The sequence below is a fragment of the Arthrobacter sp. LT660 genome, from assembly GCF_056172845.1.
Genome location: NZ_CM149651.1, coordinates 101,744 through 124,657, shown reverse-complemented (window position 1 = coordinate 124,657; position 22,914 = coordinate 101,744). Strand labels below are relative to the sequence as shown.

Annotated in this window: 21 protein-coding genes; 10 read left to right on the top strand and 11 right to left on the bottom strand. The window is 69.9% G+C overall.

Features of this window, described 5'->3' with window-relative positions; genetic code table 11:
- Positions 1–10: 10 nt before the first annotated feature.
- A complete protein-coding gene (gene rsmI / locus AC0QSG_RS00615) occupies positions 11–847 on the bottom strand; it encodes a 16S rRNA (cytidine(1402)-2'-O)-methyltransferase (protein WP_435727615.1) in 837 nt (278 codons plus the stop codon).
- 74 nt (positions 848–921) lie between these two features.
- Between rsmI and AC0QSG_RS00610 the strand changes: the two genes are divergently transcribed.
- Positions 922–2,538 (top strand): dolichyl-phosphate-mannose--protein mannosyltransferase, encoded by a 1,617-nt coding sequence (locus AC0QSG_RS00610; RefSeq protein ID WP_475376309.1) that lies wholly within the window; start codon positions 922–924, stop codon positions 2,536–2,538.
- A gap of 38 nt (positions 2,539–2,576) precedes the next feature.
- Here AC0QSG_RS00610 and AC0QSG_RS00605 read toward each other — a convergent pair whose 3' ends face one another.
- Together AC0QSG_RS00605 and AC0QSG_RS00600 are read right to left on the bottom strand one after the other, a co-directional pair.
- The gene (locus AC0QSG_RS00605; RefSeq protein WP_475376308.1) at positions 2,577–3,599 is read right to left on the bottom strand and encodes a TIGR01906 family membrane protein; all 1,023 of its coding nucleotides are present in this window, start codon (positions 3,597–3,599) and stop codon (positions 2,577–2,579) included.
- 31 nt (positions 3,600–3,630) lie between these two features.
- A complete protein-coding gene (locus tag AC0QSG_RS00600; protein ID WP_435727589.1) occupies positions 3,631–4,623 on the bottom strand; it encodes a stage II sporulation protein M in 993 nt (330 codons plus the stop codon).
- Positions 4,624–4,729: 106 nt separating this feature from the next.
- Here AC0QSG_RS00600 and AC0QSG_RS00595 point away from each other — a divergent pair, with 106 nt between their 5' ends.
- Positions 4,730–5,536 carry an RDD family protein gene (locus AC0QSG_RS00595; RefSeq protein ID WP_475376307.1) on the top strand — a complete coding sequence of 269 codons (807 nt, stop codon included), beginning with the start codon at positions 4,730–4,732 and terminating at the stop codon, positions 5,534–5,536.
- 12 nt (positions 5,537–5,548) lie between these two features.
- Here the strand turns inward: AC0QSG_RS00595 and ahcY are convergent, their stop codons facing one another.
- The 3 genes from ahcY to AC0QSG_RS00580 are packed head-to-tail and all read right to left on the bottom strand — an operon-like array spanning position 5,549 to position 7,660.
- Complete coding sequence (gene ahcY / locus AC0QSG_RS00590; RefSeq protein ID WP_475376306.1) at positions 5,549–7,036, bottom strand: adenosylhomocysteinase; 1,488 nt, start codon at positions 7,034–7,036, stop codon at positions 5,549–5,551.
- 7 nt (positions 7,037–7,043) lie between these two features.
- Positions 7,044–7,238, bottom strand: a complete 195-nt coding sequence (locus tag AC0QSG_RS00585; RefSeq protein ID WP_475376305.1) for a Trm112 family protein — start codon at positions 7,236–7,238, stop codon at positions 7,044–7,046.
- A gap of 17 nt (positions 7,239–7,255) precedes the next feature.
- Positions 7,256–7,660, bottom strand: coding sequence for a DUF3499 domain-containing protein (locus tag AC0QSG_RS00580; RefSeq protein ID WP_475376304.1), 405 nt, complete (start codon positions 7,658–7,660; stop codon positions 7,256–7,258).
- 89 nt (positions 7,661–7,749) lie between these two features.
- Between AC0QSG_RS00580 and AC0QSG_RS00575 the strand changes: the two genes are divergently transcribed.
- Positions 7,750–8,256, top strand: coding sequence for a metallopeptidase family protein (locus AC0QSG_RS00575; protein ID WP_435727584.1), 507 nt, complete (start codon positions 7,750–7,752; stop codon positions 8,254–8,256).
- 57 nt (positions 8,257–8,313) lie between these two features.
- Here AC0QSG_RS00575 and AC0QSG_RS00570 read toward each other — a convergent pair whose 3' ends face one another.
- Genes AC0QSG_RS00570 through AC0QSG_RS00560 form a run of 3 tightly spaced genes read right to left on the bottom strand, consistent with a single transcriptional unit; the run spans position 8,314 to position 13,870 of the window.
- Positions 8,314–9,921 (bottom strand): DUF5719 family protein, encoded by a 1,608-nt coding sequence (locus AC0QSG_RS00570; RefSeq protein WP_475376303.1) that lies wholly within the window; start codon positions 9,919–9,921, stop codon positions 8,314–8,316.
- Positions 9,918–13,421, bottom strand: coding sequence for a glycosyltransferase (locus tag AC0QSG_RS00565; RefSeq protein WP_475376302.1), 3,504 nt, complete (start codon positions 13,419–13,421; stop codon positions 9,918–9,920). Before AC0QSG_RS00565 ends, AC0QSG_RS00570 begins: the two co-directional genes overlap by 4 nt.
- Positions 13,325–13,870 (bottom strand): WhiB family transcriptional regulator, encoded by a 546-nt coding sequence (locus AC0QSG_RS00560; RefSeq protein ID WP_475376301.1) that lies wholly within the window; start codon positions 13,868–13,870, stop codon positions 13,325–13,327. Before AC0QSG_RS00560 ends, AC0QSG_RS00565 begins: the two co-directional genes overlap by 97 nt.
- A 302-nt stretch (positions 13,871–14,172) precedes the next feature.
- Here AC0QSG_RS00560 and AC0QSG_RS00555 point away from each other — a divergent pair, with 302 nt between their 5' ends.
- Positions 14,173–14,892, top strand: coding sequence for a TIGR03089 family protein (locus AC0QSG_RS00555; protein ID WP_475376300.1), 720 nt, complete (start codon positions 14,173–14,175; stop codon positions 14,890–14,892).
- 51 nt (positions 14,893–14,943) lie between these two features.
- On the opposite strand, the gene AC0QSG_RS00550 is transcribed toward AC0QSG_RS00555, so the two are convergent.
- Positions 14,944–15,555 (bottom strand): GtrA family protein, encoded by a 612-nt coding sequence (locus AC0QSG_RS00550; RefSeq protein ID WP_475376299.1) that lies wholly within the window; start codon positions 15,553–15,555, stop codon positions 14,944–14,946.
- Between the two features lie 185 nt (positions 15,556–15,740).
- On the opposite strand from AC0QSG_RS00550, the gene AC0QSG_RS00545 reads away from it, so the two are divergent.
- From AC0QSG_RS00545 to manA, 4 genes are read left to right on the top strand one after another with little or no spacing between them, the layout of a single operon-like run.
- On the top strand, positions 15,741–16,925 hold the full coding sequence (locus tag AC0QSG_RS00545; protein ID WP_475376298.1) for a 5-(carboxyamino)imidazole ribonucleotide synthase: 1,185 nt from the start codon (positions 15,741–15,743) through the stop codon (positions 16,923–16,925).
- Positions 16,922–17,455 carry a 5-(carboxyamino)imidazole ribonucleotide mutase gene (gene purE, locus AC0QSG_RS00540; protein ID WP_475376297.1) on the top strand — a complete coding sequence of 178 codons (534 nt, stop codon included), beginning with the start codon at positions 16,922–16,924 and terminating at the stop codon, positions 17,453–17,455. Before AC0QSG_RS00545 ends, purE begins: the two co-directional genes overlap by 4 nt.
- Positions 17,456–17,461: 6 nt before the next feature.
- Positions 17,462–19,138: an LCP family protein gene (locus tag AC0QSG_RS00535; protein ID WP_475376296.1), complete on the top strand. Its 1,677-nt coding sequence runs from the start codon at positions 17,462–17,464 to the stop codon at positions 19,136–19,138.
- Between the two features lie 7 nt (positions 19,139–19,145).
- The gene (manA, locus tag AC0QSG_RS00530; RefSeq protein WP_475376295.1) at positions 19,146–20,417 is read left to right on the top strand and encodes a mannose-6-phosphate isomerase, class I; all 1,272 of its coding nucleotides are present in this window, start codon (positions 19,146–19,148) and stop codon (positions 20,415–20,417) included.
- Between the two features lie 53 nt (positions 20,418–20,470).
- Here the strand turns inward: manA and glpX are convergent, their stop codons facing one another.
- A complete protein-coding gene (glpX, locus tag AC0QSG_RS00525; protein WP_435727574.1) occupies positions 20,471–21,493 on the bottom strand; it encodes a class II fructose-bisphosphatase in 1,023 nt (340 codons plus the stop codon).
- 109 nt (positions 21,494–21,602) lie between these two features.
- On the opposite strand from glpX, the gene AC0QSG_RS00520 reads away from it, so the two are divergent.
- On the top strand, positions 21,603–22,211 hold the full coding sequence (locus AC0QSG_RS00520; protein ID WP_475376294.1) for a DUF4245 domain-containing protein: 609 nt from the start codon (positions 21,603–21,605) through the stop codon (positions 22,209–22,211).
- 40 nt (positions 22,212–22,251) lie between these two features.
- A complete protein-coding gene (locus AC0QSG_RS00515) occupies positions 22,252–22,890 on the top strand; it encodes a carbonic anhydrase (RefSeq protein WP_475376293.1) in 639 nt (212 codons plus the stop codon).
- The last annotated feature ends 24 nt before the right edge of the window (positions 22,891–22,914 follow it).

Genomic DNA, 22,914 nt, shown 5'->3' with positions numbered 1-22,914 from the left:
GCGGTGCGCGTCAGGCGCGTGCGGCCAGAACCGCGGCATAGAGCTCGCGCTTGGAGACGCGCTCGCTTTCGGCGACGGCTCCGACCGCGTCCTTGAGTCGCATGCCCCCGTCGACCAGCCCCTGCACCCGCGCGACGTGGTCGTCCGCGCGCGGGGGTTCCCCGGCCGGGGCACCTCCGACGACGACGGCGATCTCGCCGCGGACTTCGCCCTCGGACCACACCAGGAGTTCACGCAGGGGCCCGCGGAGGACCTCCTCGTGGAGCTTCGTCAACTCGCGCGCCACCGCCGCCGGACGTTCCGGGCCGAACGCCTCGACGAGCGCCCGCAGCATGGGCTCCAGACGATGCGGCGCCTCGAAGAACACCATGGTGCGCTGTTCCGTCCCCAGCTCCGCCAGCCTGGCGGCCCGCTCGCCGGCCTTGCGCGGAAGGAATCCCTCGAAGGTGAAGCGGTCGGTCGGCAGGCCGGACAGGGCCAGCGCCGTGAGCACCGCGGACGGCCCCGGCGCCGCCGTGACGGTCAGCCCCTCGGCGACCGCCGCCTCGACGAGTCGGAACCCCGGATCCGAGACCGCGGGCATGCCCGCGTCGCTGACCACCAGCAGGGTCGCGCCCCCGCGGACGTGTTCGAGCAGTTCGGCGATGCGAGCCACTTCGTTGTGCTCGTGGTAGCTGACCAGCTTGCCCGCAACGCGCACCCCGAGCGCGTTGGCCAGGTGCAACAGTCTGCGGGTGTCCTCGGCGGCCACGAGGTCCGCCGTCGTCATGAGTTCCACGAGGCGCGGCGACGCGTCGCCGAGGTTGCCGATCGGCGTTGCCGCCAGGACGATTCGGCCGGCGGCCATCGGGGTATCCACTCGCCCAGCCTACCGGCCGCATCCGGTCGGCAGCGTGCCCGGCCGCCGGTAGAGTTGCCGGGGTGAGCGCCACCACCACTTCCAGCCTTACCGCGCTGGCGCGCGATCGGGTTCCCCCCTACGGACGGACCGCGCTGCTGGGGCGTCTGCTGGGCCCCGTCCGACGGCTCGGCCCCCTGGGCTGGATTCTTCCGCTGGTTGTGACGCTGCTCGCCGGCGTACTGCGCTTCTGGAACCTGGACCACCCCCACGCGTTCACGTTCGACGAGACCTATTACGTCAAGGACGCCTACGCCCTCCTGCAGTCGGGGTACGAACGGCAATGGGACGAGGACGCGAACGAGGCCTATCTGGCCGGCAATCCGACGCCGTTGGCTTCCGCGGCGTACGTCGTCCACCCGCCGCTGGGCAAGTGGCTGATTGCCGTCGGCATGCTCCTGTTCGGTCCGGAGCACGGGTTCGGTTGGCGGTTCTCCTCGGCGGTCGCGGGGACGCTGTCGGTGCTGCTGGTCGCCCTCATCGCGCAGCGCCTCTTCTCGTCCGCTCCGCTCGGTGGCGTGGCCGGACTGCTGACGGCCGTCGAGGGACACCATCTGGTGATGTCGCGGACCGCCCTGCTGGACATCTTCCAGATGTTCTTCGTGCTGGCCGCGTTCTACGCTCTGCTGCTCGATCGCGAGCACGGTCGGCGGAAATTGTCCTCGCGGCTTTCCGCGGACGTGCTGCGGCCGGATCCGGGGGCGCGGACCGATGCGCTGCTCTACGGGCCGTGGCTCGCTTTCCGGCCATGGCGGGGCGCCGCCGGGCTGATGCTCGGTGGGGCCGTGGGCGTCAAGTGGTCGGCGCTGGCCTTCGTCGCCGTCTTCGGCCTCATGACCGTGCTGTGGGACGTGCAGGCGCGGCGGGTGGCCGGGATCCGTCGCTGGCTGGTTGCCGGACTGTTCCGCGACGGAATACCGGCGTTCGTCGCCATCGTTCCCACCGCGGCGCTGGCGTATGTGGCCACCTGGGCCGGATGGCTGACCACGAACGGCGGCTACGACCGCCAATGGGCGGCGGAACATCCGGAATCCGCCTGGCCGGGTGTCCCCGCCGCGCTGCGCTCGCTCACCGAATACCACCGCAGCGCCTACGAGTTCCACCAGGGACTGAACTCGGACCACTCGTGGGAGTCCGGCCCCTGGACCTGGCTTGCCGCAGGGCGGCCCGTGCTCTTCTACTACGTCGGGTCCGAACGGGGGGAAGGCTCCTGTGTCTCGGCCAACTGCGCGGCGGTCGTCACGGACCTCCCCAACCCCTTCATCTGGTGGGCCGCCGCCCTGAGCCTGGCCGTGGTCCTGCTGTTCTGGGCGGGGGGACGCGACTGGCGCGCAGGCGCGGTTCTCTCCGGCGTGCTCGCGGGGTTCGGGCCATGGTTCGGCTACCCCGACCGCACCATGTTCTTCTTCTACACCATTGTCTTCCAGCCGTTCATGGTGCTGTCCCTGACCTACGTGCTTGCGCTGGTTGCGGGACGGCCCGGGTCCCCGCCGGACCGCCGCCGGGCCGGATTCGTGGCCGTAGCGGCCTTCCTGGTACTGGTCATCCTCGTGTCCGCGTTCTTCTGGCCCGTCTGGACGGGAGAGACGATTCCGTTGGAGCAGTGGACGTTGCGGCGCTGGATGCCGAGCTGGGGCTAAGGGACCGGCGGCGGAGTCGGAAGTGCGACCCCGCGCGCCTACCCGAGCCCGAAGTCCCTCGCCTCCTGGCGCAGGCGGGAGCGCTCGCGGCGGCGCGGCGTGGGCCAGGTGGCGGCCAGCGTGGCGAGGGCGCCGACCAGCACGAGGGCGGCGACCGCGATGCCGGCGTCGATCCAGAATTGCGGCGGAAACAGCCGGATCAGGGTATCGGAGAAACGGAAGGTCCATGTCCCATCGGCGAAGAAGACCCGGTGGAATCCCGCGAAAAACGCCTGCCAGTCGATGGCGGCCAGCAAGCCGACGGCAACCATAACCACCACCGTGGCGACGGACCCTGCGAACAGCCCGCGACGAACGCCCCCGGCGTATTTTCGTCCGAGATAGAACACGATCAGGGCCACCGCGGCGAGCAGGATCAGCCCGGCGAGGAACGATCCGGCCACCACGGCCTTGACGTCGGCCATGTGGGCCACTTCCGAAGCCAGGAACAGCTCGTTGCCACCGGACTCCACCAGACCGCCCAGATAATCCGGACCCGCGGCGTTGTTCAGGTAGTCCACTCCGTACGATCCATAGATCAACCGCTCCCCTGCCGTGAATCCGAATTGGTCGTCCGGGAAACCGGGGCGGTTGTACTCCAGCCACAGGAACCACGGGCTGGCGACGGCTTTGATGGCACCGATCACCAGCAGGAACGGGAAGGCGACGGCCAGGGCCACCTGCAGCACGCGAGGCAGCACCGGTTTCGCGCTGAGGGCCGCCTCGCGGGCCGCGTTGCGACGCTGTGCGCCGGGATCGAGCTCCGGCTTCGGCCCGGACCCGGCCGCGGGGCGCTTGGCGGCGGCCACGGCCGCGGCGCGGTCCATTTTGCGCACTTCCTCGGACTCCGCGGCACTGGCGCGCCTGCTTCCGCCTTCCCGGGGCGCGGGGGCCGCCACGCCGGCTTCCGCTGCGGTCTCCGGTGTCGTGGGCTCCGACGCCGGAGGCGCACCGTCCGTTGGCCGGACGGCCTCGGGAAGAGCCGATTCCGGCGGTTCGCGCCGCGTGTCGTTGTCCGTCATGCGGAGTTGTTCCTTTCGTTGTGGCCGGGGGTCAGGCGGTGGGCGCCGTTGCACCGGCGTCGTATGCGTCCAGGTCTCCGGTGCCGCCGGCGGCCACCGACCGCGAACCGAGCACCAGGGTGTAGGCCCAGTAGGCTGCCAACACGGCCAGCCCGATCCCCATCCGCGCCCAGTGCGGCAGCGCGCTTGGCGTCACGTAGGCCTCGACGACGCCGGAGACCAGCAGGATTCCCACGAGGCCGAGAGCCACGGTCATCAGGGCACGTCCCTCGGCCGCGAGCGCCGCGATCCGGGTTTTGGGTCCGGGTGCGACCCAGGACCAGAAGATCCGCAGTCCGGCCGCCGCGGCAATGAAGATACTGGTCAGCTCCATAAAACCATGCGGCAGGATATACAGGAAAAAGGTGTCCAACTCGCCGTACGCCGCCATCACCCCGCCGGCCATGCCGATCCCGGTCGCGTTCTGGAAGAGCACGTAGGGGACGTAGATTCCCGTCACGCCGAACGCGACGCAGAGGCCGGCGATCAGGGCGTTGTTGGTCCAGACCGCCCCGGCGAAGGACGCCGCCGGGTTCTCGGAGTAGTAGTCGACGAAGCGGTGGTCGACGTAGGCCCGCAGGTCCGCGTCCGACCCCATGGCCCGGACCACGTCCTGCGATCCCGCCGCCCACCAGCCGAAGGCCAGCGCGACGGCGCAGAAAAGCACCCCGACGACGACCGTCGGAACCCTGATGCGGTAGAGCGCGGCCGGAAGAGTCGCCACCAGAAAACGCGCGACGTCCTGCGCGGTCCCGGTCCGCGCCCCGGTGAACCGCGTACGGGCGCGGGAGAGCCGCGCGGAGAGATCCGCCGAGACGGCGGCCTCGGGCTCGACGGAGCGGACCATGGACAGGTGCGTCGATACGCGTTCGTAGAGCGAGAGGAACTCGTCGGTCTCCGCGCCCGTGAGGCGGCGCTTGGACGCCAAGTCGTCAAGGCGCCCCCACTGCCCCTGGTGCACGGCCACAAACGCATCGAGATCCACGCGTCCAGCCTATCCCGGGGCCCTGCGCTAGATTGGGAGAACGGTTGCCGGGGCACGGCGGGCCGCGGCACGCCGTCCATCCACGGCGCCATCCGGAGGAATTCACGTGAGCACTGTCGTCACCGGCGAGGCAGTCGTTCTCGAACTTCGCGAGGCGGGATTCGTCCTCCGCGCGGTGGGTTGCGTACTGGACTACCTCGGCTACGCCGCGGGGCTGCTCCTGACCATCTACCTGCTCTCGCAAACCGCCCTCGTGCAGGATCCGGCCGCCGGCCGCGCCTGGTTCGTGGCCACGGCGGTCTTCTGGCTGCTGGCGGTACCCGTGGCAGTGGAGACCCGGAGCCGCGGCCGGTCCCTGGGCAGGCTCGCCGTGGGTCTGCGGATCGTCCGGGACGACGGCGGTTCCATCCGGTTCCGGCATGCCTTCATCCGTGCCATGCTGGCGCTACTGGAGATCGTGGCGATGTTCGGCTCGCTGGCCCTACTGGTTTCCTTCTCCAACGAACGAGGCAAGCGGCTGGGCGACATGTTGGCCGGAACCTATTCCATGCGCGAACGCCGCCGCATGGTCCGGCCGGTGCTCGCCCCCGCCCCCGCTCACCTGCGACCGTGGGCGGAACTTGCGGACCTGGGCCGCATTCCCGATGCCCTGGGTGCGCGCGTGTCCCGCTTCGGCGGGCAAGCCGGTTCCATGACCGCCGAATCCCGGGCACGGGTCGGCGCGGACCTGGCCCGCGAGGTAGGCGCCTTCGTCGCACCCCTGCCGCCGCCGGGCACTGGCGCCGAGGACTTCCTCCTGGCCGTGATGGCCGAGCGGCGGGACCGCGACTACCGCCGGATGCTCGCGGCGGAGGAAAGGCGGAAGGCGGCGGGCCAGAGGCTCCACCGCCTTCCATTCGGCGATTCCCGGTAGTCCGGCTGCCCGCTAGTAGCGGTACTGGTCAGACTTGTAAGGGCCCGCCACGTCCAGGTCCAGGTACTCGGCCTGGTTCTTGGTCAGTTCCGTCAGTTCGACGCCGAGCGCGTCCAGGTGCAGGCGTGCCACCTTCTCGTCCAGGACCTTGGGCAGGACATAGACCTGGTTCGCGTATTCGGGGTCCCCGCCCTCGGCGGCCGGCAACCCGTGCTTGGTGAAGAGCTCGATCTGGGCGATCGTCTGGTTGGCGAACGAGTTCGACATGACGAACGAGGGGTGTCCGGTGGCGTTGCCGAGGTTCAGCAACCGCCCCTCGGAGAGCACGATGATCGAGCGTTCCGCGTCGCTGCCGGAACCGAAGACCCACTCGTGGACCTGCGGCTTGATCTCGACCTTCACGACGCCGTCGACCGCTGCCAGACCGGCCATGTCGATCTCGTTGTCGAAGTGCCCCACGTTGCCGACGATCGCCTTGTTCTTCATCTTCAGCATGTCGGCGGCCATGATGATGTCCTTGCCGCCCGTGGTGGTGATGAAGATGTCGCCCTGGCCGAGGACCGAGTCCAGCCGGGCAACCTGGTAGCCGTCCATCGCCGCCTGCAGTGCGCAGATGGGGTCGATCTCGGTGACGATGACACGGGCGCCCTGGCCTCGCAACGCCTCCGCAGCGCCCTTGCCGACGTCGCCATAGCCGCAGACGACGGCGACCTTGCCGCCGATGAGCACGTCGGTGGCGCGGTTGATCCCGTCCGGCAGCGAATGCCGGATGCCGTATTTGTTGTCGAACTTGGACTTGGTCACGGAGTCGTTGACGTTGATCGCCGGGAACAGCAGCCGGCCGGCCTCAGCCAGCTGGTACAGGCGCATCACGCCGGTGGTGGTCTCCTCGGTGACGCCCTTGATGCGCTCCGCCGCGCGGGTCCACTTCCCGGGGTCGGTGTCCAGGGCGCGGCGCAGCGTGTCCAGAAACAGCGTATATTCGTGCGAGTCCTCGGCGGAGGCGGACGGCACCGCGCCGGCGGCCTCGAACTCGACGCCCTTGTGGAGCAGCATGGTGGCGTCTCCGCCGTCGTCCAGGATCATGTTGGGGCCGAGCTCCGCATTCTCCGCGGCGCCGGGCCACGTCAGGATTTGCTCGGCGGTCCACCAGTAGTCCTCGAGGGACTCGTTCTTCCAGGCGAAGACCGGGACGCCGCGCGGGTCCTCGGGGGTGCCGGTTCCGACGACGGTCGCCGCGGCGGCCTCGTCTTGGGTGGAGAAGATGTTGCAGGAAGCCCAGCGCACCTCTGCGCCGAGGGCGGTCAGCGTCTCGATCAGCACGGCCGTCTGCACCGTCATGTGCAGCGACCCGGCGATGCGGGCCCCCTTGAGCGGCTGCGCGTCAACGTACTCGCGGCGCAGCGACATCAGACCGGGCATTTCGTGCTCGGCAAGCCGGATCTGGTGCCGCCCGGCCTCGTGGAGGCCGATGTCGGCGATCTTGTAATCAAAGCTCATGTGTGGACTACTCCGGTGTGTCGCTGGGGGCCGCGCCCGGGTGGGGCAGCAGGACGGGGATGCCTTCATCGATCGCGTACCGCACGGGCGCACCCTGCGGACCGCTGGCGACGGAGACGAGTTCGTCACCCTGCGGGATCAGCCGTGAGCCGGTCACCGGGCAACGCAGTACAGCCAGTAGCTGCGGGGAAATGTGGGCCATGTGCCCTAGTTTATGGCTTAGCGGGGCTCGCGCAGAACGCGGAGGTGGCCACGGGACGCACCGGCGTCGAGTGGGGCTTCGAGCGCGTCCGGAGCGGTCCTCCGTCCGGCCGTTTCGGATGGGGCCTCTGCCACAGACGATGCGGAGGGCGCGGGCGCGGTCTGCTCCCGCACCGCGTCCGCGAGCGCGGACAGCTCGTCGGGGGCCAGCCGTGGCGTCCCCGGGAGCTCCAGCCGCAGCACACTCCACCCGCGCGGAACCGTAAGGCGACCGGCGTGCGCGGAGCATAGGTCGTAGCAATGTGGTTCGGCATACGTCGCCAGCGGCCCGAGCACGGCGGTGGATTCGGCGTAGACATACGTCAGTGTCGCCACGGCCGATTCTCGGCAAGCCGAGCGCGAACAGAGTCTGATGGATCCCACGAGCAGTAAGCGTACCCGTACCCGGGCCCAATCCGGGGGAGGCCGCGAAGGCGGTTCACGGCGCACCCGAGGTTGGATAGGCTCGGTGCATGCCCCATGGATTCCACATCGATCTGGGCGGAAACGCACCGCGGCGCCCGGACTCCACGGCCCGCGAGTTCGCGCGGCGACGCCGCAACCGCCACGGCCGCGGCCTGCGCGGTCAGTTGATGCTTCCGCAACTGCCCGGGGCGCGGACCCGCTTCGAACGCTTTGAGGATCTGGTGGCCGAGGCCGCCGAGCGCCTCGAGGAGCTGTGGGGGGCGCGCATCGCGGATGTGGCCTTTTCGGTGGAACTCGTCCCCGGGGCCAAGGCCCTGCGGCGGGCCGAGGCTTCCGGCCGGGGCGTTCCGCTCGGAACGACGCGCGGGGCCTCGCCGCGCCGGGCCGCCAGCATCGTGGTCTACCGGCGTCCGGTCGAGCAGTTGGTGGACCATCCCGTCGAGCTTCCGGAAGCCGTGCACGACGTCGTGGTCGAACTCGTGGCCGAATTGCTGGCGATGGCCCCGGAAGATGTGGACCCGACCTACGGCAGGTGGCCGCGCGGGCCCAAATAGGGCCCCGGCACGGACTCTCCGGAGCGCGACAAGGTTTCCCTCATATCGGATGTCGACCTAATACCGGATGTCGACGGAGACGTTCCTCCGACCCTCCGTTGCCGGCGGAATCCCCATCGTCGATATCCCGGCCGTGCCGAGCGTCATGATCTGCGCGCCGTAGACGGGTTCGCCGGACGCGCCGACGATGACGGCCACGACGTCGTCACCGAGGTCCTTGATGCCGATTCCCGAAGTGGTTCCCGCGGTCGGTTCGACCATCCGTTCATCGCCGATCGAACCGTCCGCCGCGACCGGTCGAAGCGAGACCGCCGAGTCACCGCCGATGGAGCCGAAGGAGAGGCGGGCGTTGCCGTGTTCCGGCACGACCACCAGGTGTTGGTTCCCGAGGCGCCCGGCCGCCGCGCTCCACGCGACATCCACGGGTTTCCCCTTGTCCGCGCCCCGGACCACGCGCGCGCCGGCCGCGATGGGCTGGTCCGCCTCGACGACGATCGTGTAGTCCCCCGCCGGCAGCGAGTCCAGCGGGATCCGTGCCGTGCCGCCTCCCGCCGCGGTGTGCACCCCGTTGTCAGGCAGGATCGCCTCGCCGGAGCCGCCGTACGCCCGGACCTTGAGGCCGGCATTCTGGCCGCCGGGCACGGCCACTTCGAGTTCCGGCGTGGCGTCCGCATAGCCCTCCTGCGACGAGACGTCGCCGGTGTCCTTACGGTCTTGGATGGCGACTCCGGGCACCACCTGTGTCTGGCCCGCCCGACCGGAGGGTTCAATGTAATCGACGCCGCCGGCAGTGAGCCCCCTGAGCACGCTCTGCTGCACGACGGCAGTGACGGGCGCGCCAGTCGCGGACACGCGCACTGAAACCGCGGGATCGTCGGGCACGAGTCCGCCGAGCACGATGGTGCGCGACTCGCCCGGGGCCAGCACGAGGTCGCGCGTGTTGCCCGCTTCGACGCGTCCCTTCGAGGACAAGAGCTCGAGGTCGACGCTCGAACTGTTGACCGACGGATTCGACAGGACCAGCAACGCGGTCCGGCCGACCTCCGTAGAGGCGCCCACGAGCCACTGGTCGTTCGCCGGACTTTGGCACCGCGACGCCGCCAGGCCCTTGAGATCGCCGTCGGAGGCCCGGTAGCTTCGGACCATTCCCGCGACCGATTTGAGGTTGCCGAGGGGCTGCGCGCGCAGGATGGTCGCGCCCGTTGCGGGCAGACCGGACTCGGTCGAGGCCGATTGCCCGGACAACCCGTCCTCCCCCGATGTGGCTTCGCGCCCCGCTTCCTCCTCGGACAGTCGCGGGGAGATCTCGCGCAGCGTCTCGCCCTCGGCGTTCAGGATCGACGCACCGGGAGCGCGGTCCGCGGCGTCGCTGAGCACGGTGGCCCTGACCGAGGTCCGCGCCGACTCCGAATCCGGCGCGAAGTCGGGGTCGGTGCCTTGACCCGCGGCTCCCTCAACGAGCCGGACCGACGGCGGACACTCCGCCACATAGTCGCCGGCGGGAACGGTTGCCGCCGGAATGCCGATTTCGCGCGGTTGCACCGCCGGCGCGTTGATCGATCCCGCGGCCACGCCGGCCGTGAGGACCAGCAGTGCGGCTCCGATCCCGGCGGCCGGCAGCCGGCGTGCCCGGGCACGGGCCGCGCCCTGGGGTGTGGGGCTCATCGCGTCGTCTCCAGGTCGGTGGCCTGCCCGCGAGCGGGCTCGGCCGTGGGTTCGGCAGCGGGCTCGTGAGCGGCCGCGGCGGTTTCACCGGTGCGGTATTCCCCGTGCCGCCGCTGACCGGACCGGCGCCGCTGGGGAATCGGCAGGGCCAGCAGCACCGCGCTGCCGAAAACCACGCCCTGCAGGAGCGCCACCGGCAGCGCCCACGGATTGTCGTACCGGATATCCAGCACGCCGGCGCCCTGCGGCAGTTCGAAGGCCTGCGCCCATCCGACGGCGGTCGGGGTCAGGGGGCGCCCGTCGAGTGTCGCTCTCCAGCCCTGGTCCGCCCGCTCGGCGAGGACCACCATACGGCCGGCGCCGCCGTTCGGGATGCGTTCGTCCTCGACGCGGGCGTCCCGGGACGGAACGAGCCCGGTCGTTGCGCCGTCGGCGTCCACCAGGCGGACGCGGCCCGTGAAGTCGGCCGGGTTGTCCGAACCGGCCAGTGCGGAATCGGCCTGCACGCGCCACAGCCATCCGGAACCGGTCCGGCCGACGGGCGCGAGGCCCGGCACGGAATCGAGCTGGCCTGCGAGGACGTCCGATGCGGTGTCCGTCTGCTGCAGAACCACGAACGCGACGCCGAGCTCCTGCAGTTCCGCCCGGGGATCGATGGACTGTCCGGACATCAGCGACGCGACGGTGGAGCGTACCGCGGCGGTGGCGTCGTCGTCGGCCGTCGGATCCGGCGCCAACGGGTCACCATGAAGCCTGGCTGCCAAGGCGACGCCCGAAAGCTCGTCGAGCGTCGTACCTGTCCCGCCCATCAAGGTGGCGGACACGCCGCCGTCGTCCGCCCGCGAAACAACCAGTGTGCGGTCCTCGTAGCGTCCCGTCCCGCGGTCGGCGGCGGTGGCCGGCAACGTCCTCTCGGAGGCCGGAACCACTTGCTGGGCAGCGCCGAAATCGGCGGGCGGCACGTCCTGGCTCCCTGCGGCGGGTACCGGCGGCGCAGGCGACACGCGGGGGGCCAGCCAGAGCGAACCCGCCACCGCACACGACGCCGTCAGGAGCACGACGGCGACGGCGAAGCCACTCCGCGCCGCGCCGAACCGCGGGCCCCCGCCCGCTCGTCCCTCACGCAGGGCGTCGTAGCCCACGGCGGCGGCAAGCAGGATTCCGAAGCCGAACAGCGAAACGAAGGGGCCCGTGAAGGCGGTGGTCGTGACGCCGCCGGCCAGCGTGGCGGGCGCGAGTTGGGCCAGGAACGCAACGGCGAGGCCGGCGAGGCCGGCGAACCAAGCGGTCCTGGCGATCCATCCGATGCGGCCGATGCGAAAGAGGCCGACGGCGGCGAGGAGCACCAGCGGCACGCCCACCAACGCCGCCGCGATGCCGGCCCACGGGAGCTGTGCCCACGCGGTGGCACCCACGAGTCCGGCTACGGGGGCCGCGGCGTCGAACACGATCGGGAACCCCAATGCCTGTTGCCACAACGGGGCGGGGGAAAAAGCCATGGGCACGCCCGGGTCCACGAGAAGGAGTCGCGGGTTGGCCAGCGCGCCCGCCAGGGTGGGCGCCGCCAAAGCAAGGGACGGCACGGGGATCCACCAGAGCGTCTTCGCCCCGCGGCCCAAGGTCAGGGCCAGCACGAGCGTGGCGACGAGAGCCACCGGGAGGAGCAACGGAGCGGCAGCCGTGCAGGCGGCGAGGGCCAGTGCTGATCCGGCGGCGGCGGTCCAGGAGGCGACGCCGTTGACACCGGGACGCCGCGGCATGGACGCGGCCTTTGGTCCGGCCTCGGGCCGGTGCCGCGACCGGGCTGCCCCGACGCTGCGTATGGCGCCGAGGACAACGAGCGGCAGCAGCACGTGAACGACGATCGCCCCGGGACGGCCCGAGCCGAGCGCCACCTGCAACGAGGGCGAAAGCCCCCACGCGGTGGCGCCGAGCAGTCGGCCGGAGCGGCTTGCGGTGACCGCGCCCAGGCTGATCCACGCGAAGAAGGCAGCGAGCGGCATGGCCGCGAGAACCAGGACGACTGCCGCCGCATTGGCATGTCCGAGGCCCAGCATCGACAACATCCAGAGGACGGCGTCGAACGGATCCCCGTGCCCTGCATGACCGGACCCCAGCGACTGCCACCAGCCGGTGGCGTTGGACCAGATGTCCCCGGCCTCCGCGGAGAGGGGCAGCAGGGACCCGCCGGCCAGGGCGGGAGCCCCCACGAGGGCGCGCAACCCGATGAGGGAAACAGCGAGTGTGGCACCGACGGCCAGGACCGCACCGACTCCGGCGCTGGTCCGTTGCGGGGCGGCGAGCGCGGCGAAGTCGTCGTTGTTGTCCCCCGATGGGTTGGAAGCCTGCGATGTGGAACCCGAACCGTCGCCGTGGACGCGACCGGATTCCAGGCCCTCCAACAGGTGCCGCCGATGGGACCGGACCTCCTTGTAGGGAACCAGCAAGGGGCGGACCATCTTGCGGGGCACCGTGCGGGTGCGGCTCGCCGCCCGCCGGGACTTCGCCAGTCGCACCGGGCGCAGGACGCCGCCCAGCGAGGCTCCCAGTTGCCCGACGGCGTAGCCGGGATCCTTGGCGACCAAATGGGACACGAAGCCGAGGACTCCGCCGAGCACCACGCCGAGTGTCACGAACGGCAGTTTCCACAACGGGGCGTGCTTGAGTCTGAGGTGGACCTCGGCGCGGCGGGCGGCGACCGGGCCCGCCACGGAGCGGACCGTGTCCGCGGCATGGAACATCCGCGCGCGCGGGACCACCACCACCCGGTGACCGGCCAACCGGTTCCGCCAACAGAGGTCCAAATCGTCCCCGATGCCCGGGAGCGCCTCGTCGAAACCCTCCAGGTGTTCCCACGCGTCGCGGCGAACCAGCATCCCGGCGGAATTCACGGCGAAGCTGTCCGTCTTGCGGTCGTGTTGTCCCTGGTCGAGTTCGTCGACATCGATCATCGCGAGGCGTTCACCCCAGCGACTGATGCTCAGGCCGATGTCGAGCAGGCGTCGCGGGGCGTCGCGGTCGAGCTGCTTGCATCCGGCGATGGTCACCGACGGCGCGGTCTCAACGGCCGCCAACAAGCGCTCAAGCGCGTCCTCGGCCGGCGCCGAGTCATCGTGTATCAGCCAGATCCAGTCCTGCGTGGCGGCGGCGGCGGGTGGAAGCCGACCGTCGAGGCCCACACGGACCGAGTGGCCGAATCCGCGGGCGGACGTTTCCGCAAGGGGGGTTCCCGGGGGCAGTCCATCCCGCAGCAGACCGATCGATCCGTCGCTCGAGGAGGCGTCGACGCCGATGTAGCGGTCCACCGGCCGCGTCTGGTGGGTGAGTGCCTGGAGAGTCCGGGGAAGAAAGCGGGCACCGTCGCGGGCAACGACGACGGCGGTGACGCGGACGTGCGAGTGAATCAGACCGCTCGCTTCCTCAGCCTGCGGCGCTCGCGCTCGGACAGGCCACCCCAGATGCCGAAACGCTCGTCGTTGGACAGCGCGTATTCGAGGCATTCCGCCCGGACGTTGCACGCACCGCACACCTTCTTGGCGTCGCGCGTGGATCCACCCTTTTCAGGGAAGAAGGCCTCGGGGTCGGTTTGGGCGCACAAGGCCTCGGTCTGCCACCCCAGCTCGCCTTCGTCCTCCGCGCCGGGGAACCCGGGCATGCCGATCCACAGCTGCTGTGCGGGTCGGGCCTCGGTGACCGTCCGCTCCAGCGGAAGCTCGCGAACCGGAGGCACGGCCAGCGCGCTCGGTTCCGCCATTCCGGATTCATGCGCCGCGAGGAACGCCGTCGCCTGGTCCTCGATGCTTTGGGCCGCGTCGGCGCGGAACCTTTCCGCGGCGGAGTCGTCCGCGGGATCGAGGAACCAATCCGCGGGCACGCCGCGGGCACCGTACTTCTTCGAGGCTTGGGCCGCCGTCGAAGTGTGTTCGTGAATCCGCTCTGCATTCCCCATGGATCTGAGCCCTTCCGCTGGTTGGCTGACTTTGAAACGGCCACACCGCGCCCCACTCGCTCCTCGGCCACTGGCCGTGCGGGGAGGTCCGGTGCGAAGACTCGGGTCCGGGAGTGGACTTAAGCCGGTTCGCACTCTAATTACACTGGTGTAACTCCCGGCGCGTCAAGTGGAGGCGGTGATTCTATAGAAACGCACGGGCGGAGACACGTCACGCCACGCCCGGCTTTTTTCGGTTCGGCCCGGCGTGTCACGATTACCGCGGATTCACAGGTATTTACCAGACTACTCAGGAGCGCCCCATGGCCACCGATGCCAATTCGTTAAACTTTACGGACAACCTGCTCTCGCCTTTCCGCACATCCACCTCCCCCCTGCTGGTGTGGCACTCCGCCGACGGGGAGCGCGTGGAACTCAGCGGCCGGGTGTTCGACAACTGGGTCGCCAAGACCGCCAACCTGCTCGTGGAGGAGCTTGACGCCGGGCCGGGAACCGTGGTCGCGCTACGGCTGCCCGCGCACTGGAAGTCCTTGGCACTGGCCCTCGCCGCGCTGCACACCGGCGCCGAACTCCAGGTGGCGCCATTGACAGGGTCCGGCGCGGTGGACATCGTTGTTTCCGACGACCCCGTCGGCGCCGCTCGCGAACACCCCGGCGCGGCCGTGGTCGGCGTGGCTCTCGGGATGCTGGACCTGGCGTTCCGGGGACCGGTCCAGGACGGGATGGTCGACTACGCGGCGGAGGTGCGGGCCTTCGGCGACTATTTCCTGCCCGATCCGGTCGCGGGCAGCGAGCCCGCGCTGCGCGATGCGTCCGGCTCGACGACCTACGCGGAGATCTTCGCGGCCCGGAACCCCGGCGGCACGGCGCTGCTGCGGGCCGACGTCCGACTGGGTGCCGCGCTGCGGGAGGCCGTCGCGCTGTGGGCATCCGGAGTCGCGCTGGTCCTGCTGGGCGACGGGGTAGAGCCGACCGAGCGGCTCCGGGAGTCGGAGCGCGTGGCACGGGTGCTCGGATCCTGAGGCCCCGGGCGATCCCGGGACATGGTGATGCGCGGTGTCCGTTGGCGCGGGTCAGGCCGGAGGGGCCTGCCGCGCCGCGGGTGCCGCCGACTGGGCGGGAGAACTGGCCTGGCGACGCGCTGTATCCGCGGCCGTCTCGGCGAAGGGCGCCTCCGCTCCGGCGTCGTGGCGCACCGGATGGAGGATTTCGTGGTCGTGCTCGAAGGCGGGCTCCGCATCGAGCTCCTCGGTGAAGACCCAGAAGCGGTACGCGAAGAAGCGGAAGATCGTGCCGAGGACGAGCCCCACCACGGAGCCGGCGATGAACAGGCTGGTCTGGTCGGCCAGGCCCAGCCAGTACTTGGTGACCCAGACGCAGGCGGCGGCGATGAACAGGCCAATCCCGTTCATGAGGAGGAACATCGCGAGTTCGCGGACCACGGAGGCGCGGCGGCGGTGCCGGAAGGTCCAGAAGCGGTTGGCCACCCAGGAGAACATGGTGGCCACCACGCCGCCGACGATCTTCGCCTTGACCTCGGAGCCCTCGAGCGGACCGTTCATCATCCACAGGAAGACGGCCGTGTCGATGACGAACGCGATACCGCCCACGACGCCGAATTTCATGACCTCGCGCCACAGTAGCGAGAACAATCCGCTGGCTTTTTCCAACAACCCCTTGAGCATGACCCTCCACTGGCCGAAGACCTCTTAGGCGGCGCCGGAACGGACGCACTGCCTTGATTGGCGCCCGGCTTCGGCACGCCACCGACCCTCAATGATAGGCGCGCCCCCTGTGTGTTTCCTCAGGGATGCCCCCGCACGGGTGCACCGGCAACACCGGAACCGCCCCGGTTCGGTACGCTGTGCTGGTGAAGTTTCCTGTGATTGGCGTGGTCGGCGGCGGCCAACTCGCCCGAATGATGGCGCCCGAAGCGGTCAACCTCGGCCTCGAACTGCGGATCCTGGCCGAGGCACCGGATGTCTCCGCGGTGGCCGCCGTGCCCCTGGCGCCGGTGGGCGACTACCGCGACCTGGCGACCCTGCGCCGCTTCGCGGAGGGTGTCGACGTGTTGACGTTCGACCACGAGCACGTCCCCAACGAGCACCTCCACGCCCTGATCGCCGACGGGGTCAACGTACAGCCCCGCCCCGCCGCGCTGATCCACGCGCAGGACAAGCTGGTGATGCGCGAGGCGATCGCGGGGCTCGGGCTCCCCAATCCACAGTGGGCCGCCGTGGAGTCTGTCGCCGATTTGGTGGCGTTCGGCGACCGGATCGGATGGCCGGTGGTGCTCAAGACGCCGCGGGGCGGCTACGACGGCAAGGGAGTGCGCATCGTCGACGACGCCGGCGCCGCGGCGGACTGCGCCGACTGGTTCGCTTCCGGTGCCCTCCTGGTCGAGGAGAAGGTGGCTTTCGCCCGCGAATTGTCCGCGCTGGTCGCGCGCACCCCGGGAGGCGAGGCGCGCGCCTGGCCCATCGTCCACACCATCCAGGTCGATGGAGTCTGCGACGAGGTCATTGCGCCCGCCCCCGGCCTGGATCCGGCCGCGGCCGCGGCCGCGCGCGACGCCGCGCTGCGCATCGCGGAGGCCTTCGGCGTGACCGGAGTCATGGCTGCGGAGCTGTTCGAAACACCGGGGGTTGGCGTCGGGTTCGTCATCAACGAACTGGCCATGCGGCCGCACAACACCGGGCACTGGACCATGAACGGGTCCGTCACCAGCCAGTTCGAGCAACACCTGCGGGCCGTGTTGGATCTGCCGCTCGGAGACACGTCCGCGCTGGCGGAGGTGACCGTCATGAAGAATTATCTGGGCGGCGCCAACCAGGATCCGTTTACCGCGTTCGCGGCCGCCATGGAGGCGGAGCCACGCGCCAAGATCCACTCCTACGGCAAATCCGTGCGTCCCGGACGTAAGATCGGGCACGTCAATGTTGTCGGAACGCGGGGGGAATCCCCCGAATCCGTCCGCCGGAGCGCGGAACGTGTGGCCGCCATGATCCGCGACGGTGAACCGCGCGCCCAGCCAACGAAGGAGCCCTGTAGATGAGCAACGCAAGGCCGGTTGTCGGCGTCGTCATGGGGTCCGATTCGGATTGGCCCGTCATGCGGCTGGCCGCCGAGGCGCTGCGGGAATTCGGCATTCCGTTCGAGGCCGACGTGGTGTCCGCCCACCGCATGCCGGAGGACATGATCGCGTACGGCAAACAAGCCCACGCCCGTGGTGTCCGTGTCATCATCGCCGGCGCCGGAGGTGCCGCGCACCTGCCTGGAATGCTCGCCTCGGTGACGCCGCTTCCCGTGATCGGCGTCCCCGTGCCGCTGAAGACCCTGGACGGCATGGACTCGTTGCTGTCGATCGTGCAAATGCCCGCCGGTGTGCCCGTCGCCACGGTGTCCATCGGCGGCGCACGCAACGCCGGGCTGCTCGCCGCGCGCATCCTCGCCGCCGGCGAGGACGAGGAGGCCGGACGCCTCCGGGGCCTCCTTCTCGACTTCGCGGACGGACTGCGCCAGACGGCCGCCGACAAGGGCGCGGCCCTCCGGCGAACCGTCGCCGACGAGAACGCCAACGGCTAGTCGCCAATGAACCCGCGAGCGCAACGGCAAACAGACCCCATCCGCAATCCCGAGGGAGCGTCGGCACGGACGCGCAGCAAGCGCGCCCTGTTCCTGCTGCTGCTGACCGTCTTCATTCCCGGCGGGGCGCAGGTCGTCGCGGGCAACCGCTCCCTGGGCCGGAAGGCACTCGCTGTGACCCTGGCCTGTTGGTTCGCCATCCTGCTGGTCATCGCGGTTGGAGTCGTGAACCGCGGCCTCGTCATTCAGATCCTCGCGCGCCCGCAGGCCCAACTGGTTCTGGCCTTCGCGTTGGTCCTCTTGGCCGTCGGCTGGCTGATCCTGTTCGTGAACACCCTGCGCATCATCCGTCCCGGCCTTCTCTCCCCCGGGATGAAGGGCATCATCGCCGCGGTCACCGCCGTTCTCGTCGTGGCCACCAGCGGTGCCCTCGGCTACGGCGCGTACGTCTTGAACACCGGGCGGGGAACCATCGAGAACGTTTTCACTGCCGGTCCCGCCTTCGACCCCGTCGACGGCCGCTACAACATCCTCCTCATGGGCGGGGATGCCGGCGCCAACCGCGTGGGGCTGCGCCCGGACAGCATCTCGCTAGTCAGCATCGACGCGAAAACGGGGCAGACGGCCGTCATTTCCGTCCCGCGTAATTTTCAGAACGCCCAGTTCCCCGCTTCCTCCCCGATGGGCGAGGTCTTCCCCGACGGCTTCGACTGCGGCGACGAATGCATCATCAATGCCCTCTATCCCACCGTCGAAAACGACTACGCGGACCTCTACCCGGGCGCGGCCAACCCGGGCGCCGAGGCCATGATGGACGCCATCGAGGGCTCGACCGGAGTGGAGGTCCAGGCCTATGTGCTGATCGACATGGCGGGTTTCGAGGAGTTCATCGACGCCATGGGCGGAGTGACGCTGGACTCGGGCGGCTGGGTTCCCTACCGCGGGCCGCAGCGGTCCGACTCCCCCATCCGCACCCGCTGGTTCCCGCCGGGCGAGATCAACCTCAGCGGCGCCGACGCGCTGTGGTACGCACGTTCCAGGTATTTCACGACCGACTACCACCGCATTCGCCGCCAGCAGTGCATGCAGCAGGCGATGATCAGCCAGTTCAACCCCCAGACGGTGCTCACCCGGTTCTCCGGAATCATGTCCGCGGGCGAGCGCCTGCTGGAGACCGACATTCCGCAGGACCAGCTGGGAAGCTTCATCAACCTGGCGGACAAGTCCAGGAAGTCCCCGACGGCCCGTCTCACTCTCGGCGCGCCGGACTTCGGCACCAGTTCGGACCGTTTCTCCACGTTCCCCGATTTCGGCCAAATCCACACGCGGGTCGACGAACTGCTCCTCGAGGCCTCCGCGGATGCCCCCGAACCCAGCAGCGCCGCGCCGGCCACCGGGTCCGGCGGATCTGATTCCGGCGCATCCGATTCGCCCGCCAAGTCCCCGGACCGCGAATCCGCCGACGCTGCCTCCACCGCCGTCGCGACAGCCGCGTCGACCGCCGCCCCGGCGAAGTCCTCGTCGTCCGAGACCATCGAGTCCGGCGCGGGCGACGATGTTCCCACCACGCAGCCGGACGGTTCCCCGATCACCGAGGAATACCTGATCCAGCTGGAACTGAACGGGCAGACCGACTTGCTCTCCCGGATCGCATCCAACAACAACGAGTGTTCAGCGCCCTAGGAGCAGCATGCACCGTCTCGAGAATTCGATCCGCGACTATCCGTGGGGGTCCACCACCATGCTGCCCGGGCTTCTGGGCACCGTTCCCGACGGTAGGCCGCAGGCGGAGCTGTGGATCGGTGCCCACCCGGATTCCCCCTCGGTGGTCCGGTTGCCGGACGGCTCGGGGGTCCCGCTCGATGCCCTGGTGGCCGCGGACCCCGGGGGCACCCTCGGCGCCGCCGCCGCCCAGCGCTTCGGTGGGCTTCCTTTCCTGACCAAGCTGTTGGCGGCGGACGAGCCGCTGTCCCTGCAGGTCCACCCCACACTCGAGCGTGCCCGGTTGGGCTTCGCTGCCGAGGACGCCGCGGGTGTCCCCCGCGGCGCCGCGCAAAGGAACTACAAGGACGACAACCACAAGCCGGAGATGATCTACGCCCTGACGCCCTTCACGGCGCTGAGCGGCTTCCGCGACCCCGGGGAGTCCGCGGCCCTCTTCCGCTCCCTTGCCACAGCCATCGGTTCCGGCTCCGCGGCCGGCACGGCGGCCCTGTCGGCAACCGGCGCCGCGGAGCGCACCGCCGCGCTCCTCTACGCCGGCGACTTGCGCGCCGCCTTCACGCACCTGCTCGACGCCGGTCCCGACGTCGTCGCGCTCGTGGGGCAGGCGGCCGCTGCCGTGTTCGCGAATCCGGCCCTGGGCGACGACGCCGGCCTCGCCGAACTGCCGTCGCTGGCCGAACACCACCCCGGCGACCCGGGCGTCCTGGTATCGCTGATGCTGAACCACGTCACGCTTGATCCCGGCCAGGCGGTGTACCTGCCGGCGGGGAACGTCCACGCCTACCTCCGCGGACTCGGCGTCGAGGTCATGGCCAGTTCGGACAACGTCCTGCGCGGCGGCCTCACCGGCAAGCACGTGGACCTGCCCGAGCTGTTGTCGACGGTCGACTTCTCCCACCTGCCCCCGCCCTTCCTCGAGCCCGAGACCACCGGCCTGGGCCAAGAGGTCTACCGTCCGCCGTTCGAGGAATTCCAGCTCCAGCGCATCCATCTGCCCGGCGGCGGGCCTGACGCGGTCGGGGGCGCGAGCATGGCCGGGACCGATATTCCGCTGGTGCAGAACGGCCCCGTCGTCGTGCTGTGCGTGGCGGGCGAACTGCTCCTGGACACGCCCAAGGGCGACGAGCGCGTGGGGCGAGGAGAGTCCTTCTTCGTCGGCGCCAACGAGAGTCCCGTGATCGCCAAGAGCCTGGGAACGGAACCGACGCTCGCCTTCGCGGTCACGCTGGCCGAATAGCCGCGCGAAGCCACCACACGACGCCGGCCGGCGTCGTGTGGTGCGGGATCCGCCTAGCGGACGTAGGCCTCCCACTTGCGGGACTGGTGCTCGCCCTCCACGGTGCGGATGGTGCCCGACTTCGAGCGCATCACGATCGACTGGGTGTAGATCCTGTCGTTCTGGTAACGCACGCCCTTGAGCAGATCGCCATCGGTGATGGCCGTCATCGAGAAGTAGCAGTTGTCGCTCGTGACCAGGTCGTTGGTGGTCAGCACGCGATCCAGGTCGTGCCCGGCGTCGATCGCGCGCTGCTTCTCATCGTCGTCGACCGGCCACAGCCGGCCCTGGATGACTCCACCGAGGGCCCGGATGGCGCAGGCGGTGACGATGCCCTCGGGCGTGCCGCCGACGCCCATCAGCACGTCGACGCCCGAGCCTTCACGGGTGGCCGCGATGGCCCCGGCCACGTCGCCGTCCATGATGAACTTCGTGCGTGCGCCGGCCGCGCGGATCTCGGCCACCAGCGGCTTGTGGCGGTCGCGGTCCAGCACGCAGACCGTGACCTGGCTGATCGGCTTGTTCTTCGCCTTGGCGATCAGGTAGAGGTTCTGCTTGACCGGCAGGCGCAGGTCGACGAGCTCGGCCGCCTCCGGGCCCGTGACGAGCTTCTCCATGTAGAACACGGCGGACGGATCGAACATCGATCCGCGCTCGGCCATCGCCAGGACGGCAACGGCGTTGTTGATGCCTAGGGCGGTCAGGCGCGTGCCGTCGATCGGGTCGACGGCGACATCGACCTCAGGACCGCTGCCGTCACCGACGTGCTCGCCGTTGAAGAGCATTGGCGCCTCGTCCTTCTCGCCCTCACCGATGACGACGACGCCGTTGACGGAAACGGTGGAGAGCAGGGAGCGCATGGCGTCGACGGCCGCGCCGTCGGCGGCGTTCTTGTCGCCGAACCCCACATAGGGGCTGGCGGCGATGGCGGCGGCCTCGGTCACACGGACCAGCTCAAGCGCCAGGTTGCGGTCCGGTTCGGCATCGCCGACCGAAAGTCGCGGGGACAGTTGGGAATAGTTCGTGGCTTCTGTCACGGTAGTCCTCGTCTTCGAGTGGATGCTTTGGCCGGTGGACGACCCACTCGATCATATCGTTCGCCGGGACGCGTCCCGCGGGAGCCGTAACATCGGCGACAATGGAGGGGTGACCGAAACGCCCAGCACCTCCCCGCAGCCCCCGGCCGGCCCGCCGAAGCCCGTCCTGACCGCCGCGCAGGCGAAGCGCGCGAACCAGTCGCTCAAGGGCATGGTCATCTCCGTCCTGTTGACGGTCGCCGTCGCCGTTCCGGTCATCGCGCTCAATCCCCCGAGCACGGAAAACACGTACAAGCGGGACATCGACGTCGCCGCCGTCGCGGGCCAGGCCGCCGCCGCGGCGGATTTCACGCCGGTCGCGCCGGTCCTGCCCGAGGGCTGGTACCCGAACTTCGCGCGCTGGAACTCGGGCAGCGCCGACGGCATCGACTATTGGGAGGCCGGATTCGTCACTGCGGATGAGGGCTTCGTCTGGCTCCGCCAAACCGGCGACGCCAATCCCACGTGGATCGCCCAGCACACCGAGAACGCGCCGGTGACCGGCGTCCGCGGCGTCGACGGCGTGGACTGGGAACTGCGCGACAGGGAGGGAAAGCGCACGCTCGTCCGCGAGGTGGCCGGCTCCACGGTGATGATCACCGCGGAATCCTCCTGGGAGGAGCTCGACGCGGCCGCCCGAGCCGTCACAAAGGGTCTCGCGGAGGCTCCGATGGATTAGCCGCCGCGCCGTACCGCCGTCGGCGCGCTAGGCTTTTGCCATGCCTGACGCCGCTTCCCCCGTTGTCCCCGAGTCCCTCACGCCCGCCGATGCCTGGCGCCGCCTCCACGAAGGAAACGACCGCTTCGTCGAGGGAGCGACCGCCCACCCGAACCAGGACGCGCCCCGCCGCCACTCCCTCGTGGCCACACAGCACCCCTTCGCTGTCATCTTCGGCTGTTCCGATTCGCGGTTGGCAGCCGAGATCATCTTCGACGTCGGCCTCGGCGACGTCTTCGTGGTCCGCACCGCCGGGCACGTGATCGACGACGCCGTGCTGGGTTCGCTGGAATACAGCGTGGCGCTGCTGAACGTTCCCCTGATCATCGTCCTCGGGCACGACAACTGCGGCGCGGTCACGGCCACCATGGAGGCCTTCGAATCCGGCGTCATGCCGCCGGGCTTCATCCGCGACCTGGTCGAGCGCATCACCCCTTCGGTGATCACGGCCCACCGCAACGGCATCCACGACGTGAACTCCAACGTCGTGGAGCACGTCCAGCAGACCACCCGGCGCCTGGTCGACTCGTCGAAGGTGATCTCCCAGGCCGTCGACGGCGGCGACACCGCGGTCATCGGCGTGACGTACCGGCTCGCCGAGGGCAAAGCGGAAATGGTCTCCGGCTTCGGATCCCTGTAGCGCCCCCATCGGTGGAGGTCGATC

What these genes read in the sequence shown, in the direction of transcription:
- AC0QSG_RS00515 (WP_475376293.1), top strand. Translation starts at nt 22,252, where the DNA reads ATGCCTGACGCCGCTTCCCCCGTTGTCCCCGAGTCCCTCACGCCCGCC.
- AC0QSG_RS00550 (WP_475376299.1), bottom strand. Translation starts at nt 15,555, where the DNA reads ATGCTCAAGGGGTTGTTGGAAAAAGCCAGCGGATTGTTCTCGCTACTG.
- AC0QSG_RS00535 (WP_475376296.1), top strand. Translation starts at nt 17,462, where the DNA reads ATGAACCCGCGAGCGCAACGGCAAACAGACCCCATCCGCAATCCCGAG.
- manA (WP_475376295.1), top strand. Translation starts at nt 19,146, where the DNA reads ATGCACCGTCTCGAGAATTCGATCCGCGACTATCCGTGGGGGTCCACC.
- AC0QSG_RS00565 (WP_475376302.1), bottom strand. Translation starts at nt 13,421, where the DNA reads ATGCCTCGAATACGCGCTGTCCAACGACGAGCGTTTCGGCATCTGGGG.
- purE (WP_475376297.1), top strand. Translation starts at nt 16,922, where the DNA reads ATGAGCAACGCAAGGCCGGTTGTCGGCGTCGTCATGGGGTCCGATTCG.
- ahcY (WP_475376306.1), bottom strand. Translation starts at nt 7,036, where the DNA reads ATGAGCTTTGATTACAAGATCGCCGACATCGGCCTCCACGAGGCCGGG.
- rsmI (WP_435727615.1), bottom strand. Translation starts at nt 847, where the DNA reads ATGGCCGCCGGCCGAATCGTCCTGGCGGCAACGCCGATCGGCAACCTC.
- AC0QSG_RS00575 (WP_435727584.1), top strand. Translation starts at nt 7,750, where the DNA reads ATGCCCCATGGATTCCACATCGATCTGGGCGGAAACGCACCGCGGCGC.
- AC0QSG_RS00585 (WP_475376305.1), bottom strand. Translation starts at nt 7,238, where the DNA reads ATGGCCCACATTTCCCCGCAGCTACTGGCTGTACTGCGTTGCCCGGTG.
- AC0QSG_RS00555 (WP_475376300.1), top strand. Translation starts at nt 14,173, where the DNA reads ATGGCCACCGATGCCAATTCGTTAAACTTTACGGACAACCTGCTCTCG.
- AC0QSG_RS00605 (WP_475376308.1), bottom strand. Translation starts at nt 3,599, where the DNA reads ATGACGGACAACGACACGCGGCGCGAACCGCCGGAATCGGCTCTTCCC.
- AC0QSG_RS00560 (WP_475376301.1), bottom strand. Translation starts at nt 13,870, where the DNA reads ATGGGGAATGCAGAGCGGATTCACGAACACACTTCGACGGCGGCCCAA.
- AC0QSG_RS00570 (WP_475376303.1), bottom strand. Translation starts at nt 9,921, where the DNA reads ATGAGCCCCACACCCCAGGGCGCGGCCCGTGCCCGGGCACGCCGGCTG.